Source organism: Curtobacterium sp. 'Ferrero' (assembly GCF_002412165.1).
Taxonomy (GTDB): Bacteria; Actinomycetota; Actinomycetes; order Actinomycetales; family Microbacteriaceae; genus Curtobacterium.
In genome coordinates this window covers 26756-39248 of record NZ_NXIA01000007.1, presented here as the reverse complement: position 1 = coordinate 39248, position 12493 = coordinate 26756, and the positions used below count along the sequence as shown (strand labels likewise).

The 12493-nt window shown below is 72.5% G+C and carries 15 protein-coding genes; 8 read left to right on the top strand and 7 right to left on the bottom strand.

From position 1 onward, the window contains the following. The first annotated feature begins 68 nt into the window (after window positions 1–68). Together Csp2054_RS08215 and Csp2054_RS08210 are read left to right on the top strand one after the other, a co-directional pair. Window positions 69–1145: a zinc-binding dehydrogenase gene (locus Csp2054_RS08215; RefSeq protein WP_217990888.1), complete on the top strand. Its 1077-nt coding sequence runs from the start codon at window positions 69–71 to the stop codon at window positions 1143–1145. Between the two features lie 93 nt (window positions 1146–1238). After that, window positions 1239–1604, top strand: coding sequence for a hypothetical protein (locus Csp2054_RS08210; protein WP_096898819.1), 366 nt, complete (start codon window positions 1239–1241; stop codon window positions 1602–1604). A gap of 53 nt (window positions 1605–1657) precedes the next feature. Here Csp2054_RS08210 and Csp2054_RS08205 read toward each other — a convergent pair whose 3' ends face one another. Continuing rightward, window positions 1658–2524 (bottom strand): phosphotransferase family protein, encoded by an 867-nt coding sequence (locus Csp2054_RS08205; RefSeq protein ID WP_096898818.1) that lies wholly within the window; start codon window positions 2522–2524, stop codon window positions 1658–1660. A gap of 148 nt (window positions 2525–2672) precedes the next feature. Here Csp2054_RS08205 and Csp2054_RS08200 point away from each other — a divergent pair, with 148 nt between their 5' ends. The 3 genes from Csp2054_RS08200 (at window position 2673) to Csp2054_RS08190 (ending at window position 4005) form a co-directional block, all read left to right on the top strand. Then, window positions 2673–3176 (top strand): RES family NAD+ phosphorylase, encoded by a 504-nt coding sequence (locus tag Csp2054_RS08200; protein ID WP_255252666.1) that lies wholly within the window; start codon window positions 2673–2675, stop codon window positions 3174–3176. A gap of 92 nt (window positions 3177–3268) precedes the next feature. Next, window positions 3269–3595, top strand: coding sequence for a hypothetical protein (locus tag Csp2054_RS08195; protein WP_096898817.1), 327 nt, complete (start codon window positions 3269–3271; stop codon window positions 3593–3595). Beyond that, window positions 3592–4005, top strand: coding sequence for a hypothetical protein (locus Csp2054_RS08190; RefSeq protein ID WP_096898816.1), 414 nt, complete (start codon window positions 3592–3594; stop codon window positions 4003–4005). Before Csp2054_RS08195 ends, Csp2054_RS08190 begins: the two co-directional genes overlap by 4 nt. A 43-nt stretch (window positions 4006–4048) precedes the next feature. Here Csp2054_RS08190 and Csp2054_RS08185 read toward each other — a convergent pair whose 3' ends face one another. The 4 genes from Csp2054_RS08185 to Csp2054_RS08170 form a co-directional block, all read right to left on the bottom strand. Next, entirely contained in the window at window positions 4049–4969 is a 921-nt protein-coding gene (locus Csp2054_RS08185) for a PfkB family carbohydrate kinase (protein ID WP_096898815.1), read from the bottom strand. Continuing rightward, a complete protein-coding gene (locus Csp2054_RS08180; RefSeq protein WP_255252665.1) occupies window positions 4966–6501 on the bottom strand; it encodes a purine-cytosine permease family protein in 1536 nt (511 codons plus the stop codon). The genes Csp2054_RS08185 and Csp2054_RS08180 overlap by 4 nt, the downstream gene beginning before the upstream one ends. 129 nt (window positions 6502–6630) lie before the next feature. After that, on the bottom strand, window positions 6631–7662 hold the full coding sequence (locus Csp2054_RS08175) for an ADP-ribosylglycohydrolase family protein (RefSeq protein WP_096898814.1): 1032 nt from the start codon (window positions 7660–7662) through the stop codon (window positions 6631–6633). Then, window positions 7659–8369, bottom strand: coding sequence for a GntR family transcriptional regulator (locus Csp2054_RS08170; protein ID WP_217990887.1), 711 nt, complete (start codon window positions 8367–8369; stop codon window positions 7659–7661). Before Csp2054_RS08170 ends, Csp2054_RS08175 begins: the two co-directional genes overlap by 4 nt. Window positions 8370–8461: 92 nt before the next feature. Here Csp2054_RS08170 and Csp2054_RS08165 point away from each other — a divergent pair, with 92 nt between their 5' ends. Further along, the gene (locus Csp2054_RS08165) at window positions 8462–8956 is read left to right on the top strand and encodes a GNAT family N-acetyltransferase (protein ID WP_096898812.1); all 495 of its coding nucleotides are present in this window, start codon (window positions 8462–8464) and stop codon (window positions 8954–8956) included. A 17-nt stretch (window positions 8957–8973) separates the two neighbouring features. Here Csp2054_RS08165 and Csp2054_RS08160 read toward each other — a convergent pair whose 3' ends face one another. Next, window positions 8974–9597: a DUF2625 family protein gene (locus tag Csp2054_RS08160; RefSeq protein WP_141399182.1), complete on the bottom strand. Its 624-nt coding sequence runs from the start codon at window positions 9595–9597 to the stop codon at window positions 8974–8976. Window positions 9598–9747: 150 nt separating this feature from the next. Further along, window positions 9748–11076, bottom strand: coding sequence for a PQQ-dependent sugar dehydrogenase (locus Csp2054_RS08155; protein WP_096898810.1), 1329 nt, complete (start codon window positions 11074–11076; stop codon window positions 9748–9750). A gap of 137 nt (window positions 11077–11213) precedes the next feature. Here Csp2054_RS08155 and Csp2054_RS08150 point away from each other — a divergent pair, with 137 nt between their 5' ends. Both Csp2054_RS08150 and Csp2054_RS08145 read left to right on the top strand, forming a co-directional pair. Continuing rightward, the gene (locus tag Csp2054_RS08150) at window positions 11214–11750 is read left to right on the top strand and encodes a DUF4304 domain-containing protein (protein WP_141399181.1); all 537 of its coding nucleotides are present in this window, start codon (window positions 11214–11216) and stop codon (window positions 11748–11750) included. Next, window positions 11747–12493, top strand: a complete 747-nt coding sequence (locus Csp2054_RS08145) for an alpha/beta fold hydrolase (RefSeq protein WP_096898808.1) — start codon at window positions 11747–11749, stop codon at window positions 12491–12493. The genes Csp2054_RS08150 and Csp2054_RS08145 overlap by 4 nt, the downstream gene beginning before the upstream one ends.

Here is a 12493-nt window from a genome sequence, read left to right as displayed (position 1 = left end):
CTGGTGCTCTGGGTACCAGTATGTGACGGCTCTGGATGGTGCGTCGTCGCGTCCGGAGACTGAGTCTCGTGCAGGCATGGACACTCGATGACATCGGCTCCCCGCTCACCCGCGAGAGCCTCCCGGACCCCGTCGTCCGCAGCGGCGGTGTCGTCCTCCGGATGGTCGCCGTGCAGGTTCCGGCCTACACGCGCGTCCTCGTCGAGGGCGGCCGTGGCGGGATCGCGACCCCGACGGTCCTCGGGATCGGCGGTACCGCCGTCGTCGAGGAGGTCGCGGACGACGTCACCTCGGTCAGGCCTGGCGAAACCGTCATGTGCACGGGCTTCCTCCGCAGCGGCAGGACCGCGGAACCCGAGGAGGTACTCCTGGGCTGGACGGGGATCGGCGGTCGCGGCGCTTCGACGCCGACGACCGATCGCATGCGCTCGGTCTGGCGCACCGGGACCTTCGCAGAGCGGGCGCTCATGCCTGCGTCCACGGTCCTCGCGCTTCCCGGTGCCGAAGCACATCCGCGGCCGGAGGAGCTCGCGTTCCTGCCGTGGCTGAGCGTCGCCGCCGGAGCCATCGAGCGCAGCGGGATCGCGCCGGGGGACCGGGTCGTGGTTCTCGGGGGGAGTGGGCAGATGGGTGGGGCGGCGGTCCTGCTCGCTCTCGCCCGAGGTGCCGCGCGTGTGGTGGCGGTGGGCCGCGACGCCGGCAGTCTCGAGCGGTTGGCGGCAGTGGACCCGCGGATCCGCGCTGTCCGGTCGACCGGTGACCGCTCGAGCGACGCGGCCGCCATCCGCGAAGCGGCCGGTGGTGACGCCGAGGTCGTCATCGACGCGCTCGGTGCGGTGCCCACACCGGACTTGACGATGGCCGGCTTCGACGTCGTGCGGACGGACGGCACGCTGGTGCTGCTCGGTGGGGTCCGCCAGGAACTGCCCGTTCCGTACGGCGAGGTGATGCGTCGCCGTGTCACCATCCGCGGCTCGTGGATGTGTTCCGAGGAGACAGCGCTCCGGGTGTGGCGGCAGGTGCAGTCCGGTGTCGTCGACTTGTCGTCGCTCGAGGTCACGGCGGTCGGCATCGACGACCCGGCCGCCGCACTCGATCGAGCCGAGCGGAGTCGGGGGCTCTCGATCGTGGCTCTCACCTTCTGAATGCGATCCTGCTGGCGCGCGTCGAGCCCGTCGCAGTGTCCGGGCACGAGCCAGGACCACCGGGTGGCGAACCCGGATCGCTACCCTGCACCCATGAACGCCAAGCGCTCGCCGGCGCCCGCCCGGTCCCGCATCGACCTCGTCGCGATCTGGGTCCTCGCGGTCGTCGGGCTCCTCGCCCTGGTGGTCTCGGCCGGTGTCGTGCTCGACGAGAACCTCCGCGCGTACGCGCTCTGCGCGGAGGCGTCGAGCACGCTGTGCCCGGACGGGCCGTGGTACAGCAGCATGGGCCTGGCGTTCTTCGGGGGCATCGTCGTGGTGACGACCGGGTTCTTCCGCGGGCTCCGTCGCTACGGTCGCGGACGCATCGGCGCGTGGTTCCCCCTCGCGGCCATCGGTGCCGTCGCCGCGCTGACGGGCATCGCGACCGTCATCCTCCTCGTCACGATGCCGCTGTAGCGGCCGAGCGGCGAGACGTGCGCNCGGTCGGCTCGACCGCCCGGCCGTGACGCTCACTCGCCGTCGGCTGTGCCGGACCGCGCCGCGAAGCGCTCCAGGGCGTGCAACAGCAGGGCCTCGTCGCCGATGACGGACGCCGCTGCGGCGACCTGCAGCGAACCGGCATCCCGGTGGAGTCGCGCTCGCGACAGGATGTCGTGCGAGAGGTCCCGCCGGAGCTCCTCGACCGGGAAGGTCCGGACGAGCCAGGAGCAATCGATCGCGGGATCGCCGACGGCGGCGTGGTCGACGTCGATGAGCCCGACGCCGTCGGTCTCGACGAGGACGTTGAACCCGTTGAGGTCGCCGTGCACGACGCCGACCGGCGCGTCGGCCTCCGCGTCGAGGAGGCGACCGACGACGTCGCTCGCCCGACGACGGACCGTCGCGGACGGCAGTCGGCCGGACAGTTCCTCGACCAGCTCCGGCCACCGCGGACCCCCGCACCACGCACGCACCGGCCGGAGCGCCTGCGCCGACGCGTCGGACGTCGACACCGAGCGCAACCGGTCCAGGAGCGGCAGGTACACCGAGCGCGCCTCTGACCAGGCAGCATCGGTCAGCGGCCGACCACGCACGCGCGTCTGTGCGACCGCCGTCCACGCGGACGTCGAGACCGGATCGAGCAACACGTCGGGGACGGTGATCCCGTGGGGCGGCGCGCGGAACCGCCGGCAGTTCTCCGTCTCGGCGACCGTCCGCTGCCGGTGATCGTTCCCGAACGCGACGCGCACGACCACGTCGGGGAGCTCGACGACACCGTGGAACGCTCCGTGGCCGAACCGAGCCGCACGCCACGGCAACGACGGCCAGACGTCCCGCAGGCTCGTCGCGACCGCCGCCATGTCGACGTCTCGCGTGTTGACCGGTCCGGATGTCATGTCAGGTCGATCCTGCCCGACTCGGCACGGACGTGGGGCGTGACCACGTTCCGGACGGGAGGTGCGTGGCGGCGCCGCCTCGCGCCTCCCTTCCGCTGGTGGGTCGCCTCGACCGCACGATCGATCCGAACGGTGGCATGCTGACGATGTGGAGACGAGTGCGCAGGCGATCGGGGTGGCGGTCCGAGGGACGTTCCACCGGGCGGTCGACCCCAGGTTCCGCGATGCCGCGCTCGCCGGGTCCCGGACGGCGGGCCGGTACTCGCGAGCAGACCAGCCGACGCTGTACTGCAGCTCGTCCGTCGAGGGCGTCCGTGCCGCGATGCAGGCGCACCGCGACGCTCGGTCCGCCGAGCCGACGATCGTCGCGCTCGACGTCGACGCGGCAGGCATCGTGGACCTGCGGGACCCGAGCGCCCGCGCTGCCGCCGGCATCGAGCTCTCGGACGCCTCCGCCCCGTGGCAGGACGTCGTGGCCGACGGGGGCGTCCCGCGCTCCTGGCTCGTCCGGGACCGTCTCGAGGTGCTCGGGGCGGACGGGCTCATCGACCCGTCGCGGACCGAACCGGGGCGCTGGCACCTCGTGTTGTTCCGGTGGAACGTGGAGGGCGCCCCGCGGGTGCGCCTGCGCGCGGCAGCCGCAGAGGGGTGACGGTGTCCTGGCGCCGGAGGCGGGTCCCGCCCGCTCCGACCGTCCCTCGGAGCCCACGACTGCCCCCGGTAGCGGAGTGGGCGGTCGGTGGCATGGTGGGCATCGTCGGCGCGGGGCCGCGCTCGGGCGAGTACCTGTACGTCTTCCCGTACCTGAACCGAGGGGGCCGCGCGGACGCGTGGGACATCGAGACCGTCGACTGCGGTGACCTGTTCGACCTGGACGGGAACCTCCTCCTGGAGCACGAGACCGTCGACTTCCCGAAGCCGCACGCCGGGAGCTTCATCGACGAGATCACCGATGCGCTCGACGTCGAGTGGACGACGGACCCCGCGGTCGTCGCTCGGGTGCTGCGCGAATCCTTCCCGAGACTCGCGGCTGCCGGGGACGACCGACGCGGTGGGAGACTGACACCGTGACCTCGCGAGCCCGGACGACGAAGACCGCCGATCGGAGCACGGCGTCTGCAGTGCACGCGTCAACCGGCCGGTCCGCCGTCCGTCCGGGCACGTTCAACCTCGCCGGCGAACTCTTCACGCCCGCTGCTGCGCGCCTCGCCCTCGTCGACTCGGACATCAGTGGGGAACGAGCCGCGGCACTCGTGCGCGACGGCGCCGAGGTCGCGTTCGAGGCGTGTGGTTGCGGAGGCGGCGGACCGTGTCGACCCGTCTGGCCCGAGGTCGCCGTCGTGTCCTTCGCAGCGAAGGCATCGCCGCCCCGGATCAGCCCCCGACCGAGCGCTCCGACGTGGATCGACGTGTGGGCCGGGGACGGGACGACCGTGGTGTTCTGCCACGGGGACGTGACCTGGGGCTCGGTGTTCGGCTGAACTCCCGGACGCTCCCGCAATCGGTCACCGGGCGCGACCGCTGTCAGCGGGTGGCGAGGAACGCGTCCGTCCGAGCAGCGGTGGGCGCCGTCGCCGGACCGTGCTCGGTGACGGCCAGGGCCGCGGCGGCGTTGGCGCGGCGGACCGCGTCCACCAGGGTCTCGCCCCGCGCCAGCGCCGCGACGAGCACTCCGCCGTGCGCGTCCCCCGCGCCGTTGGAGTCGACCGCTTCGACCGCGAAGCCCGGTACGAGGACCGGTGCAGACCCGACTTCGGCCACCCAGCACCCCTCGGCGCCGTCGCGGACCAGGACGGTGCAGCCGGCGGACGCGGCGATCGACGCCGCCGCCTCGGGGAGCGACGCCGCGGTCGGTGACATGAGCCGCGCCTCCCGGCTGTTGGCGCTGACGATGTCGGCACGCGCCATCACGGGGCCGACCACCGACGGATCCAGGGTGTCGACGAGGGGAGACGGATCGAGGACGACCCGCACCCCGCTCGGCAGGGTCCGCACCCAGTCGGCGATCGCGGCGCCGTTCACCGGGTGAGCGAGTCCGTAGCCCGAGACGTACACCGTGTCGTCCTCGTCGACGCGCACCCGCTCGAGGTCCGCCGAGCCGAGTCGGCCCTCGGCGCCGACGCTCGTGACGAACGTCCGCTCGGACGTGGCGTCGACGAGTGCGACGCAGTAACCGCTGTCGAGGTCCGTGAGTCCTGGCTGGACGACCTCGACCCCCGACTCGGCCAAGGCACGCCGGACGACGTCCCCGAAGGGGCCGGTGCCGTACTGACCCGCGAACGCGACGTCCATCCCGTCACGAACGGCGGCGACCATCGTGTTCAGGCCGCCGCCCGCGGCGATCTCCGAAGCCGAGGCGATGACGTCCCCGCCCGGCTCCGGGATCGCGTCGACGCGCATGACGATGTCGACGATGACGTTGCCGACGGAGACGAGGCGGCTCATCGGTCGTGCACCGGAGCGGTGGTGTCCGCGCTCGTCGTGTGCCCGGCCGTCGTGACCGCGCCCGTCGTGTGCGGCGCGGGGCTGTCGACCTGACCGCGGGCGCCACCGGCCAGCAGGTAGACAGCGGCCGCGACGACGAACGTGACGATCCAACCGAGGCCGTTCGCGCCGACCCAGGTGCCCGAGAGGGAGCCGACGAAGACCGGGTCCGCATCGCCGATCTGGACCTTGGTGAAGAGGAAGCCGACGACGATCGCGACGACCCAGGCCGCGAGGGCACCCCACGCGACGCCGCCGCGGTACCAGTACCGGCCACCCGGGCGCAGGTCGAGCAGGGCCACCGGGTCGTACCAGCGACGCCGGATCATGTCGGCGATGAACACGCCGAGCCAGGCGGTGATCGGGACGGCGAGCACGGAGATGAAGGTGATGAACGGTGCGTAGAACCCGTCGGCGACGAGCATGAAGTACATCGCTCCGAGGGTGGTGACCACGACGTCCACGGCGACGGCCCAGACACGCGGGACCTTCACACCGAGGGTCAGCGTCGTGAGGCTGGCGGAGTAGACGGACAGGTGGTTCGAGAGCAGGAGTCCACCGAACGCGGCGATCAGGTACGGGATCGCCATCCAGCTCGGCAGCAGGTCGCGGATCGCGGCGACCGGGTCGCCGGCCTTCGCCAGCGAGGGGTCACCTGCCGAGACGAGCGCGCCGAGGCCGACCAGGACGACGAGCGGGATGCCGGCTCCGGCCGCACTCGAGACGACCAGTGCACCGGCCTTCACCGACGTGCGGGTGTAGCGGGCGATGTCGGCACCGGCGGTCGCCCAGCCGATGCCGGTGCCGGCGGCGATCGTCCCGATGCCGATCGCCATCGCGGCGACCGGTCCGGCGGGCTGCGCGCTCACCACGTGCCAGTCGACCCGGAGGACCAGGAACACCGCGACGAACACGTTCAGCGCTCCGAACACCCACGTCGCCCACTTCTGGACGGCGACGATGAACGCGTGGCCGAGGCCCGAGATGAGGACGGTCGCGGCGACGAAGACGAGGATCGCGACGATCGTGAGGACCGGGTTCGCCTTGGCGTCGCCGTCGGTGCCGAACAGGATCGTGAACAGTGAGAGCAGGACGAACGCGGCGGTCGTGGTGTTCACCGTCTCCCACCCGAGTCGGGACAGCAGCGACACGAACGTCGGCCCGATGTTGCCGCGGACGCCGAAGACGGCTCGGCTGAGTGTCAGGCCGGGGGCGCCGCCCCGACGCCCGGCGATGGAGATCACCCCGACCACGGCGAAGGACCCGGCGGCGCCGATGACCGCCACCAGGAGCGCCTGCCAGATCGTCAAGCCCTGGAACGCGACGAGCGTCGCGCCGAGTGGGAGTCCCAGGATGGAGATGTTCGCGGCGAACCACACCCAGAAGAGCGCTCCGGGGGTGCCGTTCCGTTCGTCGTGGGGGACGGGTTCGATGCCGCGTTGTTCGATGGTCGTCAGGGTGCCGCTGCTGAGCGTGGCGGTGGGGTCGGACATGGTTCCTCTTACGTCGTCGGAAGGGTGGGTTCTGGCATCGGGGCGCGATCGACCTTCGAGAGCACGATCGTGCGCCGAGGAGGTGTCGCGGAGGGCTCGTCCGCGGCCGGTGGGTGAACGGGTGGGTGGTCAGCTCCGGGTGCGGAGCGCGAGGAGGCCGTCGACCAGGGGATCCAGGTCGAGGGTGTTGACCGTCGTCACGGTGACGACGGCGTCAGCGGGCCAGGCGGTCGGGCCGTGCACGGCACCGAGCACCGCTCCGGCCATCGCCGCGATCGTGTCCGTGTCGCCGCCGAGCGACGCCGCGGTGCACAGGGTCTCCCACGGATCGAGGTCGAGGGCGACGAGCGCGAGGGCGGCGACGACGGACTCCTGGCTGGCGACACTGGTGCCGATGAGCTGGGAGACCGCGTCGATCCGGTCGGCCGGAGCGACGCCGGGCAGGAAACCGCGCGCCCACGCGGTCTTCGCCGCGATGTCCGCACCAGCGACCCAGTTGCCGCGCCGCGCGCCGATGGCAGCGGCGGCCACAGCGGCGTCGAGGGCTGCCGACCGGGTCGCGCCGTCGATCCCGGCGCTCACCGCCGCGGCGATCGCGCTGGCGCCGGCGATGCCGATCCCGGTGTCGTGGGTCACGCGGCTGGCGTCCTGGACGGCGTCCACCAGGCGACCCAGGTCCCCGGAGGGCACGGCGATGCCCACGGGGGCGATCCGCATCGCAGCGCCGTTCGTCGTCCCGGTCGACCCTGCTTCGTCAGCCGGGACGCCGTCGAGGATCCGCTGGACGGCGGTCTTCGTGCTCGGACCGAGCAGGTCGAGCGAACCCTTCGCCTCCATCGCCCGTTCCCAGGCGATGAGCGCCTCGGCGAACCGCGTGGGATCGAGCTGCCCATCGCCCTCGATCAGGAGGCCGGCGACCATGAGGGCTTGCTCGGTGTCGTCGGTGACGGTGCCGGCCGGCATCCCCGCAGCGATCCGCTGGTGGGGGCCGGCGTCCTCGAAGCGGCAGATCCTGCCGTGGTCTGCGCGGATCTGCGGGAGGGACAGGGACTGTGTCGGCATGCCGAGGGCATCGCCGATCGCGAGACCGGTCAGGGCTGCGAGCGCGTTGGGGCGGGAGGAGCGGAGGTCCACGGTGTCCAGTCGTCGGTCGGTCGTCATCGTGCGGTCCCGAAGCGCATGTGGAGGCGGAAGCGAGCGGGGTCCAGGAGGCTGTCCACCCGTTCGACGAAGGACCCGTCCGCACCGCGGGAGAGCCGGCGGCTCCGCAAGAACGGGGTGCCGGCGGGCCGGTCGAGCAGCGCGGCGTCGTCGACCTCCAGGGGAACGACGTCGATCCACTGCTCGGCGGTTGCAGGGACGAGACCGGCCTCGGCGATGGTCGCGGTGAGGGAGTCCTCCACGAGGCCGTCGGTCGTCGCCGCGGCCAGCCGGCCGACGTACGGCAGGACGCTCCGCTCGAGCGAGACCGGTCGTCCGCCGTCGACGCACCGCAGCCGGTCCACGGCGACGAACGTCCGGTCGGTCGCGTCGACCTCGGCCTGGAGGTCCGAGTCGTCCAGACGCTCGAGCCGCAGGATCCTGGTGGTCACCTCGGTTCCGGAAGCCGCGATGGACCGAGCCCAACCGTCGCGCGGGTCGAGCGCCGCGCCGTCGAACGTCACGAGCGACCCGATACCGCCCCTGGTGGCGATGTACTCCTCGTCGGCGAGGTCCGCGAGTGCGGCCCGGATCGTCCCGCGGCTCACGGCGAAGCGCTCGGCGAGGTCGTGCTCACCCGGGAGCCGGTCACCGGCGCGGTAGCGCCCGGTCGCGATCGCTTCGCGAAGCGCATCGGCGACGACACGCCGCTTCGAGGAGACTGCCATGACTGCAGCGTACATGTACAAGACCTGTACAACAACATCTGCGCCCAGATCGACGACCGCGCGACTCGCGGAGGTGGTCCTATCCTGCAGCAGTGCACACCGAAGCGCTCACCCAGCCGGAACTCGCCGCGCTCGCCGCCGGTGCACCCGGAGCGGCGCTCGTCGGGCGACTGGGAGGGTACGTCGCCGGCCCACCGATGCAGTGGCTGTGGGCGATCCGCGAGTCGCAGGTCCGCGAGCACCCCGCCGACCTGGAGTGGATCGCGCGACCCCTGTTCGTCGACGGCGTCGAGCCGGCGGTCGGGATCGCCGGGTTCCATGCGGCCCCCTCGCCGGAGGGGTCGGTCGAGATCTCGTACGAGATCGATCCGGCCCACCGCGGGCGCGGGTTCGCTTCGCGCGCGGCCGCACTGCTCGTCGCCGAGGCCCGTGCCTCCGGACGGGTCCGCACCGTCGTCGCGTCGGTCGCCCCGTCGAACGAGGCGTCACTGCGGATCGTACGGCGGCTCGGCTTCGAGCAGGTGGGCGTGGTCGACGATCCCGAGGACGGGCCGGAGCTGGTGTTCCACCTCCCGCTCGCCGGCTGACACCGGGGATCGAGCGATCAGCAGTTCCGGTCGTGGCCCGTGGTGACTCCGGGCCAGAAGTCTCCCACCAGCTCCGACATGTGCACCGGCCGCCGACTGCTCGCGCTCGGGTCCTTGCCCTCGGCGGTGGACAACGGCGGGTAGAGCGACACGCCGTGATCGAGCGCGAGGGCTGAGGTCTCGTCGCGCCACCCGTCCCAACGGAGGGACTCGGCGAACTTCCCGATCGCGTCAGTGAGCATCGCCGTGACGAAGCGGCTGTGCGAGACGTCGAGCGCCTCCCACTCGAGACTGTCCGGGGCGAAGTAGTGGACGCTCCCGTCTCCACTGCCGAATGCACCACCGTCGAGTGCGAAGACGCCGCCGAGGACGTCGAACCCGACGACGCAGAGTCCGGAGGACCGCGCGTTGACGTCGACGAGGGAAGGCAACTGCCCGCCGGCGCCGCCCAACAGGCGGAGCCAGCCGTCGTCGATCACGACGCCGCCGGTGTGCCGGACCAGCGCACCGAGGTACGACCGCTCCGTGAGCCCGAGCCGAGCGAGGTCCTCGATCGACCCGCCGTCGAGGATCCGGGCGGACGGTGCCGCGCCGATCATCTCGGTGAGTTCGGGCCACGCGTCGTCGGCAGCGCTCGTCATGGAGGTGATCGTCGCACGGTCGGAGCCCGCGGGCCACGTGCTCACGCGAAGCGTCGCCCGCGACCAGCGCTCGGACTGGAGGCCCGTGGCGGCGCCGCCACGGGCCTCCAGTCCGTCAGCGGGTCCGGCTGCACGGCCGGCGGCTGCCGCTCACGCGGCCGGCGTGAGCCGGTAGACGAGCCCGGCGGCGTCGTCCGTCACGTACAACGAGCCGTCCGGTCCCGGCACCGCGTCGACGGACCGGCCCCAGCGGGAGCCGTCGGCGTCCTGGAACCCCTCGACGATCGTGCGCGGCTGTCCCAACGTCCTGCTCGCATCGTCCCACGCGCTGTACGACACCGACGGCGGACGGGGCGGCTGACGGTTCCACGAGCCGTGCGTGGTGATGAGTGCGCCGTCGCCGAACATCGCGGGAAGGGCGCTGCCGCGAGTGAAGACGAAACCGATCGGCGCGCTGTGTGCGGGCAGACCGACCATCGTGGGGGAGACGGTCGCGCAGTCGAGCGCCTTCCCGTCCGGGTTGTTCGTCGGGTCGTCGACGTAGCCGAGGCCGAGCAGGTCGGGCTTCCCCCGCGAGTCCGGCTGGCAGAACGGCCACCCGAGCTCGGTGCCGCGGGTGATCCGCGTCACCTGGTCGTTCGGGTGCTCGTCGACGTACGACTGCACGCGCTCGCCGTACCGTCCGGAGTCGTCGCGGAACGGGTACGGCTGGTTGTCGGCCTGGTTCACGGCGGCGAAGAGCGTGCCGTCCGGGGCGAAGCCGAGGCCCTCGCCGTTGCGCACGCCGGTCGCGAGCCGGACGTCGTCCGTGCCGTCGAGGTGGACCTGCCGGATGACGGCGCGGTCCGGGTGGTTCCGCCGATCCGCACCGTCGCTGTTCGACGCCGAGCCGATGTCGTAGGCGACCACACCGTCGTGCACGGCGACGAACTTCCCGCCGTGGCCGCCCGTCGGGAGGCCGTCGACCAGGACCCTCCGGCCCGAGAGCGCACCGTCCCGGTAGTGCCAGGTGACGATCCGGGTGCCCTCGCCCAGGACCACCACGGTCGAGCCGTCCTGCTCGGTCACGGCGACGCCCTGCGGGTCCTCGAGGCCGCTCGCGAGCTCGTCGACCCGCGGTGCCTTCCCGTTCCCGCGCGGGTCGAGCCGCAGCAGGGTGCCGTGGTCGCCCGTCGTCACCAGCATGCTGCCGTCGGGCAGCCACGCGGCCATCCGCGCGCCGGGCACGTCGGCCCAGACCTCGGCGCGCCAGCCGCTCGGGACGCGCAGGGAGCGGCCGTCGGCGGCGCCGGCGTCCGCACCGTCGGCGACTGACAGGCGAACGGTGTGCAGGTCGACCGTCGGGTTGTCGGTGGGGGCCGCGCCGCCGCCGGCGCTGCTGCTGGTCGTGCCGCTGGGCGTGCCGGTGCAGGCGACGAGGCCGCCGAGCAGCACGGCGGCGGTGATGACGGACAGGAGGCGCGTGGTCGGCTTCGACACACCGTGAGGCTAGGCGTCGGTCGCGTCCACCGCCTCGGGGTGCGTTTGTCGGATCGTGGTGCGCGCTATCGTGCAGTCGTGCAGCTGGTGGTTGGCGTGTGGGGCGCGTTCCGCGCCCCCGGGGTCAGGCGGGTCTGATGGGGGTTCCCCGGTACCTCCGCGATGCGCTCCGCGACGTCGTCGGGCCTGCCGTCCGAGCCCACGGGTACTGCGGTACGAGTCCGACCTGGCGGAAGACCAGCGACCTCGGCGACGTCAGCGTGATCACCGTCCAGTCCTCGGCGTGGAACAGTGCCGACAGTGGCTCCTGCGTGGTGAACCTCGGCGTCGCGCCACGGCCGTGGCTGGATCGCGAGCTTCTTGCTGGCGACTCTGCGCCGGGCCGACGTGACCGGCCGGGTGCGAGCGAGTGTCTGTGGTGGTGCCGCGTCCACCCTCAGACGTCCATCGACCCGCACCGTGAACAGTGGTGGTGCTACCACGATGAACCGTCGGCTCAGCAGGTCGCGGAGGCAATCGTCACCGCCCTGGAGTCGACGTGGTTCGCCACGCTCGACGCGCTCCTCGTCCCGGACGAGTTCCGCCGACGGCTACTCGCGGGCGATCCCGGGTTCGAGATGTGGGGCGATGATCCCAGTGAGCTCGATGGGTTGCTGAGGAGGATGGGGCGGTGAAGCTGCACGTCGAGGTCCAGGGACACGGGGAACGCACCGCCGTCCTGCTGCACGGGATGACCGGATCGCACGAGAGCTGGTGGCGCGTCGTCCCGTTGCTCGTGGCGAACGGTTACCGTGTCCTCGCGGTCGACCTGCCCGGCCACGGGGTGTCGCCGCGCGACGGCACGATGACGGTGGACCGCGCCGCGCGGTCGATCGCGGAGTCCATCGCTGACGAGTGCGGGTCGACCCCCGATCTGGCGATGGGGCACTCGTACGGCGGGCTGCTCCTCGCTGCGGCCGTGCACTCCGGCGTGCTCACGCCCGGGCTGTCGGTCTACGTCGACACCCCGTTCACCACACGCGGCGGCTGGGACCGGGCCGAGACCATCGCCTCGTACGAGCAGGACAAGCGAGCCCGCACGTACGACGGGCTCCGCGCCTCCCGGCCGCACTACAGCGATCAGGACTGCGTGGTGGAGGCACGCGCCGCCGAGCGCTTCGACCCCGCCACCGCGGCCGCGCAGGCGGCCGGGCCCGGGGTGTCGGTCGAGCCGGAGCCCGGTTCGATCATCGTGCGTGCGGACCCGAGCTCGTACGTCGACGACGAGGTCGCGGCCCTGCACCGTGGACGAGGCGTGACCGTACGTGACGTGCCCGGCGCGGCGCACTCGGTCTGGTACAGCCACTTCGAGGGGTTCGTCGGTGCGCTGCCCGAGGTGTTCCGGGAGCGGACAGGCGGGAGCGGCTCGCTAGCGTGA

Bases quoted from the DNA above. Each gene is read 5' to 3' on its own strand.
- Csp2054_RS08210 (WP_096898819.1), top strand. From the start codon at position 1,239: ATGAACGCCAAGCGCTCGCCGGCGCCCGCCCGGTCCCGCATCGACCTC.
- Csp2054_RS08205 (WP_096898818.1), bottom strand. From the start codon at position 2,524: ATGACATCCGGACCGGTCAACACGCGAGACGTCGACATGGCGGCGGTC.
- Csp2054_RS08195 (WP_096898817.1), top strand. From the start codon at position 3,269: ATGGTGGGCATCGTCGGCGCGGGGCCGCGCTCGGGCGAGTACCTGTAC.
- Csp2054_RS08185 (WP_096898815.1), bottom strand. From the start codon at position 4,969: ATGAGCCGCCTCGTCTCCGTCGGCAACGTCATCGTCGACATCGTCATG.
- Csp2054_RS08180 (WP_255252665.1), bottom strand. From the start codon at position 6,501: ATGTCCGACCCCACCGCCACGCTCAGCAGCGGCACCCTGACGACCATC.
- Csp2054_RS08175 (WP_096898814.1), bottom strand. From the start codon at position 7,662: ATGACGACCGACCGACGACTGGACACCGTGGACCTCCGCTCCTCCCGC.
- Csp2054_RS08170 (WP_217990887.1), bottom strand. From the start codon at position 8,369: ATGGCAGTCTCCTCGAAGCGGCGTGTCGTCGCCGATGCGCTTCGCGAA.
- Csp2054_RS08160 (WP_141399182.1), bottom strand. From the start codon at position 9,597: ATGACGAGCGCTGCCGACGACGCGTGGCCCGAACTCACCGAGATGATC.
- Csp2054_RS08150 (WP_141399181.1), top strand. From the start codon at position 11,214: ATGGGGGTTCCCCGGTACCTCCGCGATGCGCTCCGCGACGTCGTCGGG.